Below are 21,424 nucleotides of genomic sequence, written 5' to 3' on the forward strand. Positions count from 1 at the left end.
AATGGATGTTCAAATACTCACATTTATAATTGTCGGTTTAAGCTTTGCGCTTTATATCGGTATTGCAATTTGGGCTCGTGCTGGGTCAACAAATGAATTCTACGTTGCTGGTGGCGGTGTACCTCCACTAGCCAATGGTATGGCAACTGCTGCGGATTGGATGAGTGCTGCGTCGTTCATTTCAATGGCGGGTATTATCTCGTTTGCGGGTTACGACGGAAGTGTTTACTTAATGGGGTGGACCGGTGGTTATGTACTACTGGCTATGTGTTTAGCGCCTTACTTACGTAAATTCGGCAAGTTTACCGTGCCAGATTTTATCGGTGACCGTTACTACTCACGTACTGCGCGTTTAGTGGCTATTTTATGTGCCATCTTTATTTGTTTTACTTACATTGCGGGTCAAATGCGCGGTGTTGGTGTAGTGTTCTCTCGTTTCTTAGAAGTTGAAATTGAAACCGGTGTGTACATCGGTATGATCATTGTTTTCTTCTATGCCGTGCTTGGTGGCATGAAAGGTATTACTTACACGCAAGTTGCGCAGTACTGTGTACTAGTGTTTGCTTATTTAGTACCGGCTATTTTCATCTCTATGATGGCAACAGGTCACTTTTTCCCACAAACTGGTTTTGGTGCCACGCTAAGTGATGGCTCTGGAATGTATGTATTGGATAAACTTGACGGTTTAAGTGCTGAGCTTGGTTTTGGCCAATACACTGAAGGTTCTAAGAGCATGATTGATGTATTTGCAATCACAGGTGCTCTTATGGTGGGTACAGCCGGTTTACCACACGTAATTGTTCGCTTTTTCACTGTTCCTCGCGTAAAAGACACACGTATTTCAGCAGCGTGGACACTGGTGTTTATTGCTATTGTTTACACAACAGCACCCGCAGTAGCTTCGTTTGCCCGTGTAAACATGATTGACACAATAAATGGTAAAGACGGAAGCGGTACAGCGTATGCAGAGGCACCAGCTTGGATTAAAAACTGGGAACGTACGGGTCTAATCACCTTTAATGATAAAAATGGTGACGGCAAAATGTTCTACACATCAGGTAAAATCACTGACCCTAATAGCGCAAACGAAGTAAATGTTGACCGCGATATTATGGTACTAGCGAATCCTGAAATAGCCGACTTACCAGCCTGGGTTATTGCACTCGTTGCAGCAGGTGGTATTGCCGCGGCGCTATCGACTACAGCGGGCTTACTATTGGTTATTTCAACCTCAGTATCGCACGATTTACTAAAACGGACACTCAAACCGGATATAACCGACAAGCAAGAATTACTTGCAGCGAGGTTGGCAGCGATGATTGCTATTGTAATATCCGCTTACTTTGGGATTAACCCGCCAGGATTTGTGGCCTCGGTTGTTGCCTTTGCCTTCGGCTTAGCGGCGGCGAGCTTCTTCCCTGCAATTATTATGGGTATTTTCTCTAAATCAATGAATAAACATGGTGCAATTGCAGGCATGGTAACGGGTATCACCTTTACTGCTGCATACATCATCTACTTCAAGTTTGTGAGTCCAGAGCTTAATAGCCCAGAAAATTGGTTCTTAGGTATTTCACCTGAAGGGATTGGTTTAGTAGGCATGATCATTAACTTTGCAGTAGCTGCAGGTGTTATGAAAATGACTCAACCGACACCAGTTGAAATTCAAGAAATGGTTGAAGGTATTCGTAATCCTAAAGGGTCTAGTGAAGCGCATGCTCACTAATCCATATATCTAATGATATAACGCATCAAAGCCCGACTTAAGTCGGGCTTTTTATTTGTTTAAATAATGACTACATTAAATAATCGCTATATTAAATAACCATATTTCAGGTTAAGTCGCTTTTTTATTGAGGATGATTTATGAGTAGTGAGCAACAGGAAGTCGCGCAGTTTATTAACAAGCAAGCACCATTTTCAATGTTACAGGACAGCGCCTGCAGTTATTTTGTTAACCATCTCGATAGTATTTATTTGACCCGAGAAAACCAAACGCAATGGCTTAACAGTGAACAGCCTAAATTATTTTTAATTCGTTCCGGGTTATACGATTTAGTGGATGCTCAAGGCGATACGGTAACGCGTTTAACTCAAGGTGATTACTTTGGTTATCCCTCGTTACTGACGGGAGATTCAATACAAAACAGTTTAGAAGTACAAAAAGAGGGCATTGTCTATATGCTCGACCAAACGGATTTTGATTACTTACGTCGAGAATATAAAGCATTCGAGCAATACTTTGTTCGTGCTCATGCTAATCGATTGCTGTCATCACATTATAAAAGCAATAACGACAGCTGGTCTGAGCGTAAAATATCAGAGATCATGACTCGCAAAGCGATTACGCTGCCTCCCGATGCCAGCATCCGTCATAGTGCTAAAAAAATGCAAGAGCATGGGATTTCATCAATGATGATCACCGAAAATTCGCATCTTGTTGGGGTAGTTACAGATCGGGATTTACGTAACCGAGTGCTTGCTGATGAAGTGGATCCCGCGCAAGCTATCAATAGTATTATGACCAATAAGCCTAAGTTTATATTTGAAAATAACCGCGTATTTTCAGCGCTGCACTTAATGCTTAAGCATAATATTCATCATTTACCTGTGCTTGACGAAAACCACAAACCGCTAGGAATGATCACCAGTACAGACTTACTACGCCAACAAAAAAGCGACCCAGTGCAGCTAATTGGTCGTATTTACAAGGCCCATAATGTGGCTGATTTAAAACGTTACGCGAAAGAAATTCCTGAGTTATTAAAAGGGTTTTCAAATAATATTGATGATATTTCGCTGATCGGAAAGTTACTCAGTGGTTTAACCGATGCGTTGACCTCGCGGCTAATTTTTTTATTTCAACAACACCATGGCGCCGCGCCAACCAGTTTTAGTTTTATTTGTTTTGGCTCTCAAGCGCGCGAAGAGCAAACACTGCATTCAGATCAAGATAATGGCTTGTTATTACCTGATGGTCTAAACGATGAACAGCACGCATATTTTAAACAGATGGGCGAATTTGTTTGTGAAAACTTAGTTGAGTGCGGCATTCGTCGTTGTCCTGGTAACATAATGGCTAGCAGTGATGCGTGTCGAATGAGTGTTAGTGATTGGGGGGCGAAGTTTTTAAAGTGGATCACCAGTCCCACACCCCAGGCAATGCTCAACTGTAAAATCTTTTTTGATCTGCGCTTTATTGAAGGCTCAACCACACTCTATAGCCAGTTTTGTGAAGAGTTGACCCATATTTCTCGCAACGATCTTTTTTATGCGGCAATGGCCAGCGATGTTAACGCTAACAGTGCGCCGATTGGTTTATTCAATAACTTTAAAACCGAAAAAACAGAGCAACATCATAAGTACATCGATCTTAAAAAGCGCGGGGTGGTGATCATTAACGATCTAGCGCGACTTTATGCATTAAAAGTAGGCATTCGCCGTGCTAACACCCAAGAGAGGTTGGATGCTTTATTAAAGTATTCACTATTAAGCAAAGAAGATATTTATAATTTAAAAGATTGTTGGCGATTTTTAACTCAGCTTCGGCTGCGCACACAAATAAATGAAGAAGGGTTACCTAGTAATTGCATTAACCCAGACAAACTCAATTCGTTAGAACGTCATCAGCTTAAAGAAGCGTTTTACTTAGTAAAACAAGCGCAGCAAGGCGCGGCGTTTAAATTTGCGCGTGGGAGTTTGTAACAATAATGGTTAAGCAGCTTATTACGCGGTACTTAAAGCGTCGCCATTTGCTTGCGCAAAGTGCTTTAAAGCAACGTTATTTAGTGATTGATTTGGAATTAACAGGGCTTGATCCTAAACAACATGAAATTGTCTCGGTTGCTTGGGTACTGATTGAGAATCAATGTATCAAAAACAGTCAATCGCAGCATATCGTTAATAAAGAGGTTAAAAGCCTAGAGCAAAGCCCTGTTTTTCACGGCATTAGTACTGATTCGGTGGCACAAGGGCAAAGCCTACAGAGTATTTTAATGTCTTTAAGCGCTCACTTTAGTGACTGCATTTTAGTATTTCATAATGCCATGCTCGACTGGGGCTTTTTAAAGTTAGCACTAAAAAATGCAGGGATCACCCAGCGGCCTAAGCTGATCATCGATACCTTACAAATAGAAAAAAAGCGTTTACTGCAACACGCAAGCGATATAAAGTTAGATGATTTAACCTTAAATGAATGCCGTAATCGCTACGATTTACCAAGTTATCATTGTCATCATGCGCTTACCGATGCACAAGCGACCGCCGAATTACTGCTAGCTCAGTGCCATCAAATAAGCCGTGGTAAAGAGCTGCAATTGAGGTCAATAATTTAACAAAACTACAGTATTTACCAATTATTTTTCTAAGTTATTATTTTTTAAAAGGATTTATTATGGTGATTGAAGCCGCCAGTAAGTATTACAACCAGTTAAACAATGACCTCAAAGCAGTTAAAAAGTACATTCACAATAATTTTGGTGTGTTTCTTACTATTCTTTACTTATTAGGTAGTTTATCAGGTGTTGTGTATCTTTACGTTTTAATTAATAACTTCTCTGTTGATGTATTCAATTTCATTGAAATAAGTGACTTTTTACTGGCACTGATTTCAAGTCCTTTACTTATTACTATTTATACTGCGATCATCGTTTTAACAGCTATTTATTTAAATTGGCGCTCAGGACACATGCCAGATCCTAGTAAAACAACCGTGTTAAAAAGACTTTATTATGGCTTTTGTTACCCGTACTATTTATTGAAACCTAGTTATACAGCGGTATTATTTTTAGCACTCATAATACCTACATACCCTACTATATTGGCGCATTTTCATAGTAAAGATATAGTAAACGAAAAAACAATGAGTTATCACTTATCATTAAATTATCCAATTGCTCAGAGTAAAGTAACTCAACTTCAAAATGTGCAAATAGTAGCCTCAACAATTGGAAATTTATTTGTTTATGATAATAAACAAAATAAGTTACTTATTATTTCGCAAGAAAATATTTCAGCATTAATACCTAACGAAAATAAAGGAAAAACGGTTAGCTCAGAGTCAAAAGAATAGCCTCGACATCACCAAAAATTAGTTAATTTAATGGGGATACTCAGGCATGTAAGCATTAAATATTTAGCTGAAATATTATTGAATATTACTTATAGGTGTAGGCATATAATTCACAATTTCACTTTTTCAAGGAACGAATATGAAACTTATCAGTGCTATTTTTATTATCTTACTTCCTCTTATTACATTTGCTAATTCAGGCGTGCCAGCTAATCGTCATATTTCTGTGCATGGCACAGCTGAGGTATTAGTTGAGCCAGATATGGCTCAAATTATATTTGAAGTAAAAAGCATTGAAGATACATTACTTGAGGCTAAACGTGACCTTGATGGCCGGATCAGCGTGTTACTTGAAGAATTAGATAAATACGCTTTTGGGCAAGGTGATGTTCATATATCGGGTTTAAAAAGCAAGGTATACACTAAGGTTGGTACAGAATCTGGGGTTGCTTTAAGCGATAATTATTTAGCTCTGAAAACAGTTAAAGTCACATTAAAAGATATTAAAAAAGTCGATGAGTTTATTGATTTTACTCAACGCTTACAAATAGACAATATCAAAAAAATTAATGGTTTATCCTCCAAGGCCACGCAGTTAGAGGCAGAGGCAACACAACTAGCAATTGATAACGCAAAAGCGAAGGGAAATAAGCTCGCTCAGTCTTTTGGTGCTGAACTTGGCAACGTTTATAGTATTAGTGCAAATTCCAGTAGCTCAGATTACGACGCGAGCGGTGTTAAGCACATTGTTTTATCTAGCCACAGAAATAGCATGGCTACTAGAAATAACGAGAACCCATTTACGCAGCAGCAATATTTAGGTGCAAGAATAAGCGTTAAAGCATCAATAAATGTGGTGTTTGATTTAAAACTAAAATAGCAAATATCGCAAAGCCGAGTTAAAAGTAAAAGCGCATTGCGTGTTGATTATGGCGTTAATTTAAAGTTTCTAATGCTTGGCTCTTATAATCACAGGCAAGGTCGATTACAATACCGCCATCTAAAAGGCGACGCTGCCTTTCTCTGTACGTAACTAGAGTGGATTTTATATTTCATGGCAATCAAACTTGCAATTAATGGTTTTGGTCGTATTGGTCGAAATATTGTCCGTGCACTATACGAATCAGGCTTAAGCGACGAGATCAAAATTGTTGCAATTAACGAACTAGCCGACCCTGAAGCTATTGCCCATTTATTAAAATACGACACCTCTCATGGTCGTTTTACTTTTCCAGTTAAACTAGGTGAAGACACTATCAGCGTTGCTGATGACACCATTGCGTTATTTTGTGAAGAAAATCCAGTTGAATTACCGTGGCAAACGCTAGATGTTGACGTGGTACTTGAATGTACTGGCGTGTACCACTCACGTGAGCATGCACAGTTACATATTGCCGCAGGTGCTAAAAAAGTGTTGTTTTCCCATCCTGCTGATAATGATGTAGATGCCACCATTGTATATGGCATAAACGACGATGAGTTGAAAAACGAGCATACTATTGTCTCTAATGGTTCGTGTACCACCAACTGCGTTGTTCCTGTTATTAAAGTACTCGATGATGCCTTTGGTATTGAGTCTGGCGCTATTACAACTATTCATGCGTCAATGAACGATCAGCAAGTGATTGATGCGTATCACCATGATTTACGCCGAACTCGTGCCGCCAGCCAATCTATTATTCCGGTAGACACAAAATTAGCCCGTGGTATCGACCGTATTTTACCTAAATTTAAAGGCCGCTTTGAGGCTATTGCCGTTCGTGTACCGACTATTAATGTGACCGCCATGGATTTAAGTGTCACGGTAAATACCGATGTAGATTTAAGTGCGGTTAATAGTGCGCTTAAAGCACAAGCTAAAGATAGGCTTGAGGGTATTTTAAGTTACACCGAAGAGCCACTGGTATCGGTTGATTTTAACCACGATCCCCATTCTTGTATTATAGATGGCACACAGACACGTGTTAGTCATAAACGGCTGATAAAATTACTAGTTTGGTGTGATAATGAGTGGGGGTTTGCGAATCGCATGCTTGATACCGCTCGTGCTATGATGGCATTTAAGTAATATTTAAAACGTATTTTTTGGTTCAGTATCGTTAACTAAGGAGATGTTCATGTCGGTCATAAAAATGGCAGATTTAGATTTAAACGGCAAGCGTGTATTAATTCGTGAAGATTTAAATGTACCCGTTAAAGCAGGTAAAGTGACGTCAGACGCACGTATTCGTGCTGCACTACCTACTATCAAACTTGCGCTAGAAAAAGGTGCAAAAGTGATGGTTATGTCACACCTAGGCCGTCCTACGGAAGGGCAATACGAAGACGAATTTTCATTAGCACCCGTTGTTGATTACTTAAATGATGCACTTGAGCAAACTGTTCGCCTAGAAAAAGATTACTTAAACGGCGTTGATGTTGCAGATAACGAAGTGGTTGTTTTTGAAAACGTACGTTTTAACGAAGGCGAGAAAAAAGACGACGAAGCCTTATCAAAGCAACTCGCTGCATTATGTGATGTTTACGTAATGGATGCCTTTGGTACTGCGCATCGCGCACAAGCGTCAACCCATGGTGTGGGTCTGTTTGCTGATGTAGCGTGTGCCGGCCCATTATTATCGGCTGAACTAGACGCCTTAGGCAAAGCACTTGATAACCCAGCCCGTCCGTTAGTGGCGATTGTGGGTGGTTCTAAAGTATCAACTAAATTAACCGTACTTGATTCGTTATCTAAAATTGTTGATCAGCTTGTTACCGGCGGTGGTATTGCCAATACCTTTATTGCAGCTGCTGGTCATCCTGTAGGTAAGTCGCTTTATGAGGCTGATTTAATGGATGAAGCAAATCGTTTATGCGCTGCAGCGAAAGCCAACGATGGCGAAATACCGGTACCGACAGATGTTGTTGTGGGTAATGAGTTTTCAGAGTCAGCTGTAGCCACACTTAAAGATGTAAGTGAAGTCACCAGCGACGATATGATTTTTGATATTGGCCCTGATACCGCTAATCAACTTGCAAAAATTATTGCTAATGCGGGCACTGTTGTATGGAATGGCCCAGTGGGTGTGTTTGAGTTTGATCAATTTGGTAATGGCACTCGCGCTATTGCAAAAGCGATTGCTGATTCAAGCGCATTTTCTATTGCTGGTGGTGGTGACACCCTAGCGGCAATTGATAAGTATGGCATTAGTGATAAAGTATCGTATATCTCTACAGGTGGTGGTGCGTTCTTAGAGTTTTTAGAAGGCAAAAAACTACCTGCAGTTGCAATGCTAGAATCACGCGCTAAATAATACCTAGGGTATTAGCTAGCCGTAAAGCAGATGTGCTAATCCCACATCTGCTACAATTAACGAGTAAATACCTCTCACTTTTATTTAGTCGTTAATAATATGAATTTTAGGTCATTTGCCTTTTAATTCATGGCGCAGTGATTGCGCCAAACTAACAAATCCGTTCAAACTAGGTAGTAAAATAACTACCGATAAATTGGAGAATACCCAATGGCTTTAATCAGTATGCGACAACTTCTTGATCATGCCGCAGAGCATGGTTACGGTGTACCCGCGTTTAATGTAAATAACCAAGAGCAAATGCGTGCAATTATGGAAGCGGCTGATAAAACAAACAGCCCTGTTATTGTGCAAGGTTCTGCGGGCGCACGTGCGTATGCCGGTGCACCTTTTATTCGTCATATGATTTTAGCGGCAGTTGAAGAATGGCCACATATTCCTGTGGTTATGCATCAGGATCATGGTACATCACCGGGTGTATGTCAGCGTTCAATTCAGCTAGGTTTTTCATCAGTAATGATGGATGGCTCATTAATGAGCGATGGTAAAACACCTTCAAGCTACGATTACAACGTTGATGTAACACGTAAAACAGTTGAAATGGCGCATGCGTGTGGCGTATCTGTAGAGGGTGAGCTAGGTGTATTAGGTTCACTTGAAACTGGTGAAGCGGGTGAAGAAGATGGTGTTGGCGCTGAGGGTAAACTTACCACTGAGCAAATGCTAACAAATCCAGAAGAAGCGGCAGATTTTGTAAATAAAACCCATGTTGATGCACTAGCTATTGCCTGTGGTACATCGCACGGTGCCTACAAATTTACTCGTCCACCAACCGATGACATTTTAGCAATTGATCGTATTAAAGAAATTCACGCGCGTATACCAAATACCCACTTAGTGATGCATGGTTCGTCTTCTGTTCCACAAGAGTGGTTAGAAGTGATCAATCAATACGGTGGTGAGATCCCAGAAACTTACGGCGTGCCAGTTGAGCAAATCGTTGAAGGTATTAAATACGGTGTGCGTAAGGTAAACATTGATACTGACTTACGTTTAGCGTCTACCGGTGCGATTCGTCGCCATTTAGCGATGAACCCGTCTAACTTCGACCCACGTAAGTTTTTAGCTGCTGCAACCCAAGCAATGACTGATATTTGTATCGCTCGTTACGAAGCGTTTGGTACGGCGGGTCAAGCAAGTAAAATTAAGCCAATTTCATTAGATGAAATGCACCTTAAATACTTAAGCGGTGAGTTAAACCCAAAAATAAAGTAATGGACCAATAATAGCGATATTATTACACTCATTCAAAAAGCCAGTTGCGTTTGCGCTGGCTTTTTTGATCTATGAGGGATCAGTATTTTACCTAGTTATTAATTAGGGATCACTCGATTACTAACTTGTCATATCTGGGATCATTACTTTACTAAGTAAAAGGCTTAAAGTGACGTATTTTAAACTTTTGAGTGTTACGCATTATAAAGAGTGAGCACAAAACATACAAAAATTCATTGGTTTAGCTTTGTTGGTGGGTAAAATAGTGATCCGTAAAGGGATCTGCTTGATAAAACTCTGATCCCAGCATTTTAGATCATAATAAACCTGATCTAGACTCTATTAAGTGGGTGCTAACTTTTATTATTAAGCGTTAAAATTTATGCTTAGTTAGTAATTTGGTGATCCCATGTTGATACCATAAATAGTGACTTTAATGATTGATTCTTTTTACTGCAAACCGCTTTTTTATTACTGCTCAAGATGATAAAAATATGACAAATTCTATTTTTTGTCACTATTTTGTGTTTTTTTTACACTCATTTTAATTTAGACGTTACACTTTAATAAAAATGTCATACTTAGTCATAATAATGAAACCTACTCAATAGCCTAAGAGATAAATTGGAATGTCACGTAAAGTATTAGTCGTTGATGACGAAGCACCTATCAGGGAAATGTTGGTTTTTGTTTTAGAACAAAATGGGTTTCAAGCCATTGAGGCAGAAGATTATGATTCTGCAATATCAGCAATGGTTGAACCTTATCCAGATATGGTGTTACTCGATTGGATGCTACCTGGCGGTAGTGGAATTCAAATCGCTAAAAAATTCAAACAAAATGAACACACACGCCAAATTCCTATCATTATGCTGACAGCCCGCGGCGAAGAAGAAGATAAAATACGCGGTTTAGAAGTCGGTGCTGATGATTACGTTACAAAACCGTTTTCACCTAAAGAGTTAATGGCGCGTATTAAAGCGGTTATTCGTCGTGTTGCTCCTACCTCACTTGAAGAGGCCATTGAAGTACATGGCTTACGTTTAGATCCTATTTCGCATCGTGTGACATCAGGTGGCAGTGAGCTTGATATGGGGCCAACGGAATTTCGACTATTACACTTTTTTATGACCCATCCTGAGCGTGTATATAGCCGAGAGCAATTACTTGATCATGTATGGGGTACTAACGTTTATGTTGAAGACAGAACTGTAGATGTTCATATCCGTCGCCTGCGTAAGGCAATTGCTACGCTTGGGCATGACCGCTTAGTACAAACAGTTCGCGGTGCTGGTTATCGCTTTTCGAGTAAATTATAAGTTTACTTCGTAAGTCACAATCTATTAACCTAGCACAGTCAAACTTTTGCTAGCGTTTATAAGGTAAAGAGCGTGTATGTATCGAGTTATTAACAAGCAGGCGTTAACCAAACGGCTGTTTGTCTATTTTATACCTTTGCTTTTAATTGGGGTGCTTATTGGTGCCCCATTTTTGATGTTGTTTTTGGGTGCTTTTTCGCTACTTATGTGGCATTACCATCAGCTTTATCGCTTAAGTGACTGGCTGCATAATCAACGCAGCTTTAACCCGCCTGAAGGGGAAGGGTCGTGGGAGCAAGTATTTGAGGGTATTTACCAGCTGCAACACCGCAATCGTAAAAAGCGTAATGAGCTGGCAGAACTAATACGGCGTTTTCGTGACGGCGCTGAGGCCGTGCCCGATGCCGTTGTTGTGCTACAAAACGATTTATCAATTGTGTGGTGTAATCAGCTTGCACTCAAAGTGCTAGGGTTACAGTGGCCGGTTGATCATGGTCAGCGTTTAGATAACTTAATTCGCGATCCTAAATTTGCTAAATATATGCGTCGTAAAGAGTTTAGCGATGCACTGGAGCTTGAAAGTGGTCACAGTGTTGAGCAAGTTCTTGAATTTAGGGTAATGCCCTATGCCAATACACAGTTGTTGGTAGTGGTACGCGATGTTACTCGCTTAAAGCAACTTGAGCAGATGCGTAAAGACTTTGTAGCAAACGTCTCTCATGAGCTTAGAACCCCTTTAACTGTTGTTACCGGCTACCTTGAAATGCTCGATAGTGATTCACTTCCCCCGCCTGCAATGTGGAATAAAGCACAAACTACTATGCTAGAGCAATGTAAGCGTATGGATAGCTTAGTGAATCAGCTGTTGTCGTTATCGCGCATCGAAGGGGGAAAGCGACACAGTAATGACAAAGCGGTGAATGTGCCACGATTATTAAACTTAATTGAAACAGAAGCGCAATCTATTAATCAAGACAAAGGCCATCAACTTATTTTTAAGATTGATGCATCGCTTGATATTACCGGAGCTGAGGATGAACTTAGAAGTGCCTTTTCAAATTTAGTATTTAATGCCATTCATTATACTAAACCAGGCGGTAAAATTGAGGTACTTTGGCAGCGCAACAATGAACAAGCATGTTTTAGTGTTACCGATAATGGTGATGGTATTGCACCTGAGCATATTAACCGGTTAACTGAGCGTTTTTATCGAGTAGATAAAGCCAGAAGCCGCACCACAGGTGGCTCAGGCTTAGGTTTAGCTATTACCAAGCATGTGCTTACTCGCCATGGTAGTCAATTAAAAATTCACAGCGAGCTGGGTAAAGGTTCTTGTTTTTCTTTCGCGTTTTCAAGCGATAGACTTATCGTTATTTCGCCATTAGTAACAAGCAACACAAGCAGTCATAAAAGTGTCATTTAAGAGTCACACCATTGTCATGTACTCACTTTAGAGTGAACCGCAGTTAGGAAATGGGACGAACAAACTGGAGAACCCCAAAATGAAATTTAAAAACTTAGTTGCCGCAATGGGTGTGGCTGTTACAACATTTGTATCTGCACAAGCGGTTGCATTAGAAGACGGTATTCCTGAGTATCAAAAAATTAGCGGTGTATCAGGTAACTTTTCATCGGTAGGGTCTGACACATTAGCCAACATGATGACCTTTTGGGCTGAAGAATATAAGCGCATTTATCCAAATGTAAATATTCAAATTCAAGCGGCAGGTTCGTCTACTGCGCCACCAGCACTAACAGAAGGTACGGCTAACTTAGGTCCAATGAGCCGTGCAATGAAGTCAAAAGAAATTGAAGCATTTGAAAAGCGTCATGGCTACAAACCAACACAAGTGCGAGTAGCAATTGATGCGTTGGCAGTATTTGTACACAAAGATAACCCAATCGAAGGACTACGCATTGACCAAATCGATGCTATTTTCTCATCAACTCGTAAATGTGGTGCATCAGAGCAAGTAAATCGCTGGAGTGATGTTGGTCTAGAAGGTGATTGGGCTGCAAAAGACGTGCAATTATACGGACGTAACTCAGTATCAGGTACTTACGGTTACTTTAAAAAGAAAGCGTTATGTAAAGGTGATTTCCGTAATAACGTGAACGAGCAACCGGGCTCGGCTTCTGTTGTACAGTCAATTTCAGCGTCATTAAATGCGATTGGTTACTCTGGCATTGGTTATAAAACATCGGGTGTGCGTACTGTTCCGTTATCTAAAAAAGGCACTAACTTTGTTGATGCCACGCTTGAAAACGTAGCACAAGGTAAATACCCACTGTCACGTTTCTTATATGTTTATGTAAATAAACACCCAAATAAGCCACTTGGCCCAGTTGAAGCTGAGTTTTTAAAGATGGTACTTTCTCAAGACGGTCAAAAAATTGTAGAAAAAGATGGTTATGTGCCACTTTCTGCAAAGTTAGTTGAATTAGAGCTTAAAAAGTTAGGCTTGAAATAAGCAGCTAGCAACCAAAGTAAATAATAAAAAACCGCTCAATGAGCGGTTTTTTTGTTTTACTTAAGATTATTTAGTTCGTTGCTTTACCTAAATTTTCAGCTTGCACTTTGCATTGATTGTAAGCCTCAATACATTTTGATGAGCAAACCTGCGATTTAAGACTATCGGTGGTTGTTTGCTGCTCACAGCTGGTTTCACATTGATAACTTTGTTGAGCACATTGATTAAGTGCTGGATTACCCGCTTGGCTCTGGCAGCCAGCAACAACCGCAAACGAAAAAGCCACGAGGCTAGTTTTAATAAAAGTTTTCATGCTTATCCTTAAAATGAGGCCACACCAGTATTAAACTTCAACCTGAATATTGTCGATTAATCTAACACTACCTAAAAAGGCGGCAGCTAAAATTACAAATCGTGTATCTTCGAGTGTAGCAGCTTTTAATGTATCTCGTTGAGCTATCGAAAAATAATCTGGTTTTAGGCCCGCGTCTTCTAATGCGCTCTTCGCTTCACTTTCCAGTGTGGCAAAGTCTTTATTACCGTTTTCTAGTTGCTGCGCACAGTGTTTTAAGGTGTTAAATAAAACAGGGGCGGTTTGTCTTTCCTCAGTTGATAAATACCCATTACGAGAGCTCATGGCAAGGCCGCTAACTTCACGCATGGTGGGTACACCAATAATTTCTACTGGTATCGATAAATCAGTGGCCATAGTTTTAACAACTTGTAGCTGCTGAAAGTCTTTTTCACCAAAGCAAGCGTAATCAGGTTGTACTAAATTAAATAGCTTAGTAACAACAGTTGCTACGCCTTTAAAGTGACCTGGGCGTGAACCGCCACAATACCCCATTGAAATACCAGGTACATCAACAAAGCTTTGCACGCCTAAACCATTAGGATAAATAGTTTCTACACTGGGGATAAACAAAATATCTGTTTCAAGATCGGCTAGCCCTTGTTTATCAGCATCTAGAGTACGCGGATAGCTGTCTAAATCTTCGTTAGCGCCAAATTGCATTGGGTTAACAAAAATACTCACGACCACTTTGTCGGCCAGTGTTTTTGCTTTTTCTACCAGTGAAAAATGACCACGGTGTAGATTACCCATAGTAGGCACGAGCGCCACGCTTAAACCTGCCTGGCGCCAAGCTTTAACTTGACTGCGTAATGATTTAATTTCAGTGATTGACTGCATTATTTAAACTCGTGTTCAGCGCTTGGGAATACGCCGCTTTTGACATCGTTACAATACTTTTTAACAGCAGCAGGCATATTGCCTGTTTCGAGTAAAAAGTTTTTTGAAAATTTAGGAATATAACCTGCAGAAATGCCCACCAAGTCATGCATAACCAAAATTTGGCCATCGGTTACATTACCGGCACCAATCCCGATTGTAGGGATGCTCAATGACTCTGTAACGCGTTTTGCTAAGGCACTTGGAATACATTCAAGCACCAGTAGTTGTGCGCCTGCCGCTTCTAATGCTTTTGCATCGGCAATAATTTTTTGTGCTTGAGCTTCTTCACGGCCTTGGATTTTAAAACCACCGAATACATGCACTGATTGCGGTGTAAGCCCCAAATGGCCACATACCGGGATACCTTGTTGGGTTAGCGATTTAATACTGTCATGCAGCCATTCACCGCCTTCAAGTTTGACCATATTAGCACCAGCACGCATCAGCTCTGCAGCATTTTTACATGCGTCGCTTGGGTTTGCGTAGGTCATAAACGGTAAGTCAGCTATAACAAATAAGTCACGGCTTCCCGCGCGCACACAGCGAGTATGGTAGGCAATTTCTTGGTTTGTAACCGCTAAGGTGTCGTCGCCACCTTGTAATACCATACCCAAAGAATCACCAACTAAAACAACATCAACGCCGTTATCATGAAATAACTTAGCAAAACTAGCATCGTATGCTGTTAACGCAGTGATCTTATTACTTTCAGCCTTCATTTTATTCAAAGTTGAAACGGTTATTTTAGACATAATATTCTCGCAGACAATGGCCTTAATTAATTACCGTGGTAATTGTTGTAAGTCGTTAAGCGGTAGGGTATTTGCTATCTGTTGGATAGATGCGCCGCTAGGTAAAATCAGTTCTGGTGCAATTTCTTGCAGTGGGTAAACAACAAATTCTCGCTCAGTTAATCCGTAATGAGGTACGGTTAAACGTTCGGTATTTAAAATGTGTTCACCAAATAATAAAATATCAATATCCAATGTGCGTGCGCCCCAGCGCTCGGCCTTTCTAACTCGCCCATGTTCCAGCTCAATGGCTTGGGTTAAATCGAGTAGTTGCTCTGGCTCAAGTGAAGTGTTAATACAGGCGACAGCATTCACATAATCGGGTTGATCTTGTGGTCCCATAGGCCTGCTCGCATAATAATGCGAGCAGGCTATAAATTCGCTGTTTGGCAAGCTTTCAAGTGCAATAACAGCGTTATCAAGTTGTTTTTTAGGGCTGTTAAGGTTTGCACCTAACCCCAAATAGACACGTTGCATTATTTACTCAGTAGGCTTTTTTGTGGTACGACGGCGAGGTCGCTTACGTGGTTTTGGACCGCCTTGATGACCAAGCTCTCGCACCATTTCTTTTTGGCCATTAATATCTTGGCCTAAGTACTGTGTCCACCACTGTGCCAGCTCTGTATGCTCAGTTTCACCAGCATCAACACGCAATAATAAAAAATCATAAGCGGCTTTAAAGCGCGGCTGCTGTGTTAAACGATAGGCACGTTGGCCAGCACGTTTATCTAAGCGTTGTTGAATATGCCAAATATCACGAGCACCTAAAGTAAAGCGTTTTGGTACGGCAATATGTTGGGCATTCTCACTAAGTACTTTATTAATTGCTTGAGCAAATGCATCGTATTCTGATAGTTGCTCTTGGCGTCGAATTTTTTCAGTTCGTTCAATCAGTGGGAACCACAATAATGCTGCAAATACGAATGCAGGAGTTACTTTCTTATCTGCATTAATACGTATGTCGGTGTTTGCAAACATCTGCTTTATGAAGGTTTCTTCAAGTCCGCCTGGTTTTTTATCTAAAATACGGTCTAGCTCAGGAAATAACGATTTAAATAAACCGTACTGACGCAGCATTATAAAGTTTTGCTGTGCTTTGCCGTTTAAAAATAGCTTGAGTATTTCTTCAAATAAACGCGCTGGCGGAATATTATCAAGCAAGCTCGCTAATTCGGTAATCGGTTTTTCGCTTGCTGGTGCTATTTGCATATCTAACTTAGTGGCAAAGCGCACTGCGCGGAGCATACGTACCGGATCTTCACGGTAGCGTGTTTCAGGATCGCCAATTAACTCAATTTGTTTTGCTTTGATAGCGGCTAAGCCATTTGCGTAATCGTAAACACAAAAATCATTAATTGAGTAGTACAAAGCGTTGATTGAAAAATCACGACGTTCTGCATCTTCTTCAATACTGCCAAATACGTTATCGCGAAGAAGTTGCCCGTGCTCACTTGACTGACTAATTTGATTTTTATCTTCTTGTGCTTCGTGATGGCCGCGCATTGTAGCCACTTCAATAATCTCACGGCCAAAAACAATGTGCGCTAAACGAAAGCGACGACCAATTAAGCGACAGTTACGAAACAGTTTTTTTACTTGCTCAGGAGTGGCATTGGTTACAACATCAAAATCTTTAGGCTGTTGACCTAACAATACATCGCGAATGCAACCACCAACTAAGTAAGCATCATAGCCACCATCTTTTAGGCGGTAGAGTACTTTGATTGCATTTGGGCTAAATTGTTTGCGAGAAATACCATGCTCACCTCTAGGGATCACTAACGGCTCACTGCTGATTGCGACATTTTCGTTATTGGCACTTGGGCCGATAATTTGTCGACAAAATTGAAAAAGCTTGGAAATAATAGTCTGTCTCCTAGAGAAGCGGTTGATTGGCTCGCTATTGCAATCAAAATCACAGCAAGTATTCACTTAAAGCGTCATTCTTACCATTTAATGTAATTAGCATATATTTAGGCGGCTATCATATACCAGCAAGGTAAAAAAATTAAGTTGCAGCGCTGAAATTAAGCCATTTTTAACGATTTTATTTGAATTAATTCCACGTAATACGTAAAGGGAGGTTAAATCTGTATTTCGCGCTTAGCAGGAACAAGGCTTAAGTTAAAATGCGCCACGCCCCAAGCGAGTAATTGTTCGCAGGTTAAATCCATTAGTTGCTCATGTACTGGCAAGCCTAAAAATTTAAATACAGCTATTAAAGTTGGTTTTGGATTTTGTTTGCAAATTGCAGGGGCGTAATTTTGCTTAGACAGTTTAAACCCTGGTTTTGCTACTGCCAAAGGCAAATGAGCAAATTCCGGAATAGCGCAATTTAGTTGTTTAAATAAACTAATTTGACGCGCAGTCGGTTCAATTAAATCAGCGCCTCGTACAATTCGGTTGATCCCTTGCTCAATGTCATCAACCACCACCACGAGTTGATAGGCAAATAAACCGTCACTACGTTTTATTATGTAATCTTCATGAGCGAGAGCTGGATCAACGTCAATATGTCCTTGAATAAGGTCTTTATAATCAACAGTCGCATGGCATTGAGTTAAACGTAGGGCATGACCTTGCTCACTTAGTTGGCTGTGTTTACATTGCCCTTGATAAATACCGCCGAGGGCTTTTATTTGCTTACGAGAGCATTGGCAGGCATAAATAAGCTGTTGTTGTGACAGAGAGTGAACGGCATCTTGGTAAATAGTAAGACGCTGTGTTTGATACACAACGTTTTCATCCCAATTGAGGTTGTAGGCTTCTAAGGTATTTAGGATATCGGTGGCGGCGCCTTTTACAACGCGAGTGGTGTCTATATCTTCAATGCGAACTAACCACTTTCCTTGGTTAGTTTTTGCATCAAGGTAGCTACCTACAGCCGCCACAAGTGAGCCAAAATGTAACGGTCCTGACGGAGACGGTGCAAATCGGCCGCGATAGTTAGATACTTGCGCAGTAACGGCTGTAGAAGACATGGCTATAATTAATTAGCCGCGTCCAGATTGCTTTTCTTTAATTTCAGCAAGTGTTTTACAATCTACACATAAATCAGCAGTAGGGCGCGCTTCTAAGCGGCGAATGCCAATTTCAATACCACAAGATTCACAAAAGCCAAATTCGTCTTCTTTAATTAATATAATTGTTTTTTCAATTTTTTTAATTAATTTGCGCTCGCGGTCACGCGTTCGAAGCTCTAATGAGAACTCTTCTTCTTGTGCTGCACGGTCAACGGGATCAGGAAAGTTAGCAGCTTCATCTTGCATGTGTGATTTGGTACGATCAACTTCGTTACGTAAATCATTACGCCAAGTTTCTAAAATTGTTTTAAAATGAGCACGTTGTGCATCATTCATGTACTCTTCACCCGGTTTTTCTTGGTATGGTTCTAAACCGGCTTGAGCCAATAAACCATGTCTTTTTTGGTCTGGCATAACTCTCTCCTAAATCCTTAATTTAATGCCTCAGCATTAGCCGGCGGTATAAATAACAGAAACTCATACCCTAGGCAAATTTATTTTTAAATAATCGAATTAGCTTAACCCTGTTTGGTGATATAAAAGTAGTAAAAGTATTGTATATACTTTTTATCACAGTATTGGTTTATAAACTGGCGTAGTTATATGGGCAATAACAATAAAAACAACTTATTTTTACTTTTTGGTTAAGTATTTTTTGGGCGTGGCGAAATACTAACGTTTAAATGCGCTTTTTTTACTCAACAAATGCTACTTTCTCAACCAAAGTTACTTCACTGGCAGAAATACGGGCTTTATAAGCTAATACTTCTACGCCTTGCTCAATCGCTTCGCTAAGTAATTGTGCATAGGTTGAATCTATATGTGCCGCCGCACTCACTTGTGTGATCCCTTGATGTAGCACCGCAAATAGTAACACCGCACGATGCCCTTGTTTTACCATTTCGATTAATTCACGAATATGCTTTTGCCCACGAACTGTTTGCGCATCTGGGAAGTAACCTTGGCCGCTTTGTGGATGCTCTTCACTCAGCAGCGTGACTGATTTAACTTCAACATAGCAATTGGCTTTATTGTTGTGGGTAAGTAAAAAGTCGATGCGGCTGTTTTCACTGCCATATTTCACTTCACTTTGGACTTGTTGATAGCCTGTTAGCTCTTTAATTACTTCAGCATTAATCGCCTCCTCTACTACTTTATTAGCAACGGCTGTATTTACACAAATAAGCTGTGATAAGTTATTTTGCGTCAGCTCTAATGACTGTGGGTACTTTCGTTTGGTGTTACTGCTGGTGGAATAAAAGGCATTAAAACCAGAGTCAGCACAGCCCGTCATTTTCCCCGTATTAGCACAGTGAGCGGTAAAAGTGCTGCCATCACTGAGCTCTAAATCAGCTAAAAAGCGTTTGTAACGTTTTAATAACGTAGCAGATTGTAATGGCGGTGTGTACTTCATTAATGACTTCCTTATATAACTAGAATTCAGGTTAAGTAAAATAAGACTTTACGGACTATTTGAGGTTATTTACCGCAAGCAGTTGGGAACTTAAGCGCGCTATAGTAAACTCAACCACACATTTAAGTGCAAGGATATTCTAACATGAGTGAAAAATTTGTTGTTCAATTAAGCGAGCAGTCGGCACCAGGACACTGGGGCGAAAGTGCGTCACTATCTTTTAACGAACACGGCGCAACGGTTCATTTATCTGAGCAAGAAACATTAAAAAACGTGCAAAAAGCAGGTCGTACTATTGCCAGCCAAGGCATTAAAAGTGTTGTGCTTGAAGGCGATGTTTGGTGTACAGAGAGCCAATGGGCCTTTTATCAAGGCTTTGTATCACCAAAAGTACTGCACGGTGTTGAGTTTGTTGATAATGCACAATCTGATTTAAAAGAACTTGCTGATTTAAAAGCTTCAGCAACGTGGGCACGTGAAATGGTTAACGGCACCGCCGATGACATTTACCCAGAGAGCCTAGCAGAAAAAGCGGCTGAATTTATTCAATCACTGGCACCAGAACATGTTAGCTACCAAATAATAAAAGGCGATGCGCTATTAGAGCAGCAATGGATTGGTATTCATGCTGTAGGTCGTGGTAGTGAACGCCCACCAGTGTTACTTGAGCTTGATTACAATCCAACTGGCGATGATAACGCACCAGTAAGCGCTGCACTTGTAGGTAAAGGTATTACGTTTGACTCAGGTGGTTACTCAATTAAGTCTAGCGAAGGCATGTTAGGCATGAAATGCGACATGGGCGGAGCGGCAACAGTTACCGCAGGTTTAGCATTGGCCATTAACCATGGTGTAGAAAAGCGTATTAAGCTGTTTTTATGTTGTGCAGAGAACTTAATTTCCGGTCATGCATACAAACTAGGTGACATTCTTACCTACAAAAATGGCACAAGCGTTGAAATTGTAAACACGGATGCTGAAGGTCGTTTAGTATTAGCTGATGGCCTAATGGCGGCAGGTGAGACAGGTGCACCACTTATTATTGACGCAGCAACATTAACTGGCGCAGCCCTTGTTGCCGTTGGTCAAGAATACAACGCGTTATTTGCCCTTGATAAAGAGTTAGTGCGTGAAGTAGAAGACTTTGCATCACAAGAAATGGAAGCCGCTTGGCCATTACCGCTTGAAAAGTGGCATCAACAAAACTGCCCATCACCGTATGCAGATACAGCAAACAGCCGTGCACAAAAAGGCGGTGGTTATGGTGGAGCTTCAAATGCAGCAGGTTTCTTATCTCGCTTTGTGCCAAACGATGGCAAAGGTTGGGTACACATTGATTTAGCGGCTGCATTTAATATGGGTGGTGGCACTAGTCAGTGGGCTTCAGGTGCAACTACCCAAGGTATGCGTACAGTAGCGCGCACCTTGCTTGAAAAGGCCTAATCAATTCAGATTAAGCAATTAGTAAAAAATAGGTACCTTAAGGTGCCTATTTTTTTATCCGCCATACAAGCAATTTTGTTTTATTTACGG

At 40.6% G+C, this 21,424-nt stretch carries 20 protein-coding genes; 12 read left to right on the forward strand and 8 right to left on the reverse strand.

The window, feature by feature from the left end; all coding sequences use genetic code 11:
• Position 1: 1 nt before the first annotated feature.
• From PUND_RS05090 to PUND_RS05140, 11 genes are all read left to right on the forward strand, one after another.
• Complete coding sequence (locus PUND_RS05090) at positions 2-1,726, forward strand: sodium:solute symporter family protein (RefSeq protein ID WP_010387613.1); 1,725 nt, start codon at positions 2-4, stop codon at positions 1,724-1,726.
• A gap of 140 nt (positions 1,727-1,866) precedes the next feature.
• A complete protein-coding gene (locus PUND_RS05095) occupies positions 1,867-3,705 on the forward strand; it encodes a DUF294 nucleotidyltransferase-like domain-containing protein (protein ID WP_010387614.1) in 1,839 nt (612 codons plus the stop codon).
• A 5-nt stretch (positions 3,706-3,710) separates the two neighbouring features.
• Positions 3,711-4,334: a 3'-5' exonuclease gene (locus tag PUND_RS05100; RefSeq protein WP_010387616.1), complete on the forward strand. Its 624-nt coding sequence runs from the start codon at positions 3,711-3,713 to the stop codon at positions 4,332-4,334.
• A 59-nt stretch (positions 4,335-4,393) separates the two neighbouring features.
• On the forward strand, positions 4,394-5,071 hold the full coding sequence (locus PUND_RS05105) for a hypothetical protein (protein WP_010387619.1): 678 nt from the start codon (positions 4,394-4,396) through the stop codon (positions 5,069-5,071).
• A 139-nt stretch (positions 5,072-5,210) separates the two neighbouring features.
• Positions 5,211-5,951 carry an SIMPL domain-containing protein gene (locus PUND_RS05110; RefSeq protein WP_010387621.1) on the forward strand — a complete coding sequence of 247 codons (741 nt, stop codon included), beginning with the start codon at positions 5,211-5,213 and terminating at the stop codon, positions 5,949-5,951.
• A 174-nt stretch (positions 5,952-6,125) separates the two neighbouring features.
• Entirely contained in the window at positions 6,126-7,139 is a 1,014-nt protein-coding gene (gene epd, locus PUND_RS05115) for an erythrose-4-phosphate dehydrogenase (protein ID WP_010387623.1), read from the forward strand.
• A 49-nt stretch (positions 7,140-7,188) separates the two neighbouring features.
• A complete protein-coding gene (locus PUND_RS05120) occupies positions 7,189-8,364 on the forward strand; it encodes a phosphoglycerate kinase (RefSeq protein ID WP_010387625.1) in 1,176 nt (391 codons plus the stop codon).
• A gap of 210 nt (positions 8,365-8,574) precedes the next feature.
• A complete protein-coding gene (fba, locus tag PUND_RS05125; protein WP_008111197.1) occupies positions 8,575-9,639 on the forward strand; it encodes a class II fructose-bisphosphate aldolase in 1,065 nt (354 codons plus the stop codon).
• A 629-nt stretch (positions 9,640-10,268) separates the two neighbouring features.
• Positions 10,269-10,958 carry a phosphate regulon transcriptional regulator PhoB gene (gene phoB / locus PUND_RS05130; RefSeq protein ID WP_008111196.1) on the forward strand — a complete coding sequence of 230 codons (690 nt, stop codon included), beginning with the start codon at positions 10,269-10,271 and terminating at the stop codon, positions 10,956-10,958.
• A 76-nt stretch (positions 10,959-11,034) separates the two neighbouring features.
• Positions 11,035-12,381 (forward strand): phosphate regulon sensor histidine kinase PhoR, encoded by a 1,347-nt coding sequence (phoR, locus tag PUND_RS05135; protein ID WP_010387634.1) that lies wholly within the window; start codon positions 11,035-11,037, stop codon positions 12,379-12,381.
• Positions 12,382-12,460: 79 nt separating this feature from the next.
• Positions 12,461-13,429: a PstS family phosphate ABC transporter substrate-binding protein gene (locus PUND_RS05140; protein ID WP_010387635.1), complete on the forward strand. Its 969-nt coding sequence runs from the start codon at positions 12,461-12,463 to the stop codon at positions 13,427-13,429.
• Between the two features lie 70 nt (positions 13,430-13,499).
• Here the strand turns inward: PUND_RS05140 and PUND_RS05145 are convergent, their stop codons facing one another.
• The 8 genes from PUND_RS05145 to sfsA all read right to left on the reverse strand — a co-directional run bounded on the left by PUND_RS05145 (position 13,500) and on the right by sfsA (position 19,891).
• On the reverse strand, positions 13,500-13,742 hold the full coding sequence (locus PUND_RS05145; protein WP_010387636.1) for a hypothetical protein: 243 nt from the start codon (positions 13,740-13,742) through the stop codon (positions 13,500-13,502).
• A 30-nt stretch (positions 13,743-13,772) separates the two neighbouring features.
• Positions 13,773-14,621, reverse strand: coding sequence for a pantoate--beta-alanine ligase (gene panC, locus PUND_RS05150; protein WP_010387637.1), 849 nt, complete (start codon positions 14,619-14,621; stop codon positions 13,773-13,775).
• Positions 14,621-15,415 (reverse strand): 3-methyl-2-oxobutanoate hydroxymethyltransferase, encoded by a 795-nt coding sequence (gene panB, locus PUND_RS05155; protein WP_010387638.1) that lies wholly within the window; start codon positions 15,413-15,415, stop codon positions 14,621-14,623. Before panB ends, panC begins: the two co-directional genes overlap by 1 nt.
• A gap of 30 nt (positions 15,416-15,445) precedes the next feature.
• Positions 15,446-15,931 (reverse strand): 2-amino-4-hydroxy-6-hydroxymethyldihydropteridine diphosphokinase, encoded by a 486-nt coding sequence (gene folK / locus PUND_RS05160; protein ID WP_010387639.1) that lies wholly within the window; start codon positions 15,929-15,931, stop codon positions 15,446-15,448.
• A gap of 3 nt (positions 15,932-15,934) precedes the next feature.
• Positions 15,935-17,284 carry a polynucleotide adenylyltransferase PcnB gene (gene pcnB, locus PUND_RS05165; RefSeq protein WP_240539514.1) on the reverse strand — a complete coding sequence of 450 codons (1,350 nt, stop codon included), beginning with the start codon at positions 17,282-17,284 and terminating at the stop codon, positions 15,935-15,937.
• Between the two features lie 254 nt (positions 17,285-17,538).
• Complete coding sequence (gene gluQRS / locus PUND_RS05170; protein ID WP_010387641.1) at positions 17,539-18,435, reverse strand: tRNA glutamyl-Q(34) synthetase GluQRS; 897 nt, start codon at positions 18,433-18,435, stop codon at positions 17,539-17,541.
• A 12-nt stretch (positions 18,436-18,447) separates the two neighbouring features.
• Entirely contained in the window at positions 18,448-18,891 is a 444-nt protein-coding gene (gene dksA, locus PUND_RS05175) for an RNA polymerase-binding protein DksA (protein WP_008111170.1), read from the reverse strand.
• 280 nt (positions 18,892-19,171) lie between these two features.
• Positions 19,172-19,891, reverse strand: coding sequence for a DNA/RNA nuclease SfsA (sfsA, locus tag PUND_RS05180; RefSeq protein WP_010387643.1), 720 nt, complete (start codon positions 19,889-19,891; stop codon positions 19,172-19,174).
• 144 nt (positions 19,892-20,035) lie between these two features.
• Between sfsA and pepB the strand changes: the two genes are divergently transcribed.
• Positions 20,036-21,334 carry an aminopeptidase PepB gene (pepB, locus tag PUND_RS05185; RefSeq protein WP_010387645.1) on the forward strand — a complete coding sequence of 433 codons (1,299 nt, stop codon included), beginning with the start codon at positions 20,036-20,038 and terminating at the stop codon, positions 21,332-21,334.
• The last annotated feature ends 90 nt before the right edge of the window (positions 21,335-21,424 follow it).

Origin of the sequence: Pseudoalteromonas undina (assembly GCF_000238275.3) — a bacterium.
Classification (GTDB): domain Bacteria; phylum Pseudomonadota; class Gammaproteobacteria; order Enterobacterales; family Alteromonadaceae; genus Pseudoalteromonas; species Pseudoalteromonas undina.

Bases quoted from the DNA above. Each gene is read 5' to 3' on its own strand.
- PUND_RS05110 (WP_010387621.1), top strand. From the start codon at position 5,211: ATGAAACTTATCAGTGCTATTTTTATTATCTTACTTCCTCTTATTACA.
- PUND_RS05095 (WP_010387614.1), top strand. From the start codon at position 1,867: ATGAGTAGTGAGCAACAGGAAGTCGCGCAGTTTATTAACAAGCAAGCA.
- fba (WP_008111197.1), top strand. From the start codon at position 8,575: ATGGCTTTAATCAGTATGCGACAACTTCTTGATCATGCCGCAGAGCAT.
- phoB (WP_008111196.1), top strand. From the start codon at position 10,269: ATGTCACGTAAAGTATTAGTCGTTGATGACGAAGCACCTATCAGGGAA.
- PUND_RS05100 (WP_010387616.1), top strand. From the start codon at position 3,711: ATGGTTAAGCAGCTTATTACGCGGTACTTAAAGCGTCGCCATTTGCTT.
- dksA (WP_008111170.1), bottom strand. From the start codon at position 18,891: ATGCCAGACCAAAAAAGACATGGTTTATTGGCTCAAGCCGGTTTAGAA.
- phoR (WP_010387634.1), top strand. From the start codon at position 11,035: ATGTATCGAGTTATTAACAAGCAGGCGTTAACCAAACGGCTGTTTGTC.
- panB (WP_010387638.1), bottom strand. From the start codon at position 15,415: ATGTCTAAAATAACCGTTTCAACTTTGAATAAAATGAAGGCTGAAAGT.
- PUND_RS05105 (WP_010387619.1), top strand. From the start codon at position 4,394: ATGGTGATTGAAGCCGCCAGTAAGTATTACAACCAGTTAAACAATGAC.
- folK (WP_010387639.1), bottom strand. From the start codon at position 15,931: ATGCAACGTGTCTATTTGGGGTTAGGTGCAAACCTTAACAGCCCTAAA.
- PUND_RS05090 (WP_010387613.1), top strand. From the start codon at position 2: ATGGATGTTCAAATACTCACATTTATAATTGTCGGTTTAAGCTTTGCG.
- panC (WP_010387637.1), bottom strand. From the start codon at position 14,621: ATGCAGTCAATCACTGAAATTAAATCATTACGCAGTCAAGTTAAAGCT.
- epd (WP_010387623.1), top strand. From the start codon at position 6,126: ATGGCAATCAAACTTGCAATTAATGGTTTTGGTCGTATTGGTCGAAAT.
- PUND_RS05120 (WP_010387625.1), top strand. From the start codon at position 7,189: ATGTCGGTCATAAAAATGGCAGATTTAGATTTAAACGGCAAGCGTGTA.
- sfsA (WP_010387643.1), bottom strand. From the start codon at position 19,891: ATGAAGTACACACCGCCATTACAATCTGCTACGTTATTAAAACGTTAC.
- PUND_RS05140 (WP_010387635.1), top strand. From the start codon at position 12,461: ATGAAATTTAAAAACTTAGTTGCCGCAATGGGTGTGGCTGTTACAACA.
- gluQRS (WP_010387641.1), bottom strand. From the start codon at position 18,435: ATGTCTTCTACAGCCGTTACTGCGCAAGTATCTAACTATCGCGGCCGA.
- pepB (WP_010387645.1), top strand. From the start codon at position 20,036: ATGAGTGAAAAATTTGTTGTTCAATTAAGCGAGCAGTCGGCACCAGGA.
- PUND_RS05145 (WP_010387636.1), bottom strand. From the start codon at position 13,742: ATGAAAACTTTTATTAAAACTAGCCTCGTGGCTTTTTCGTTTGCGGTT.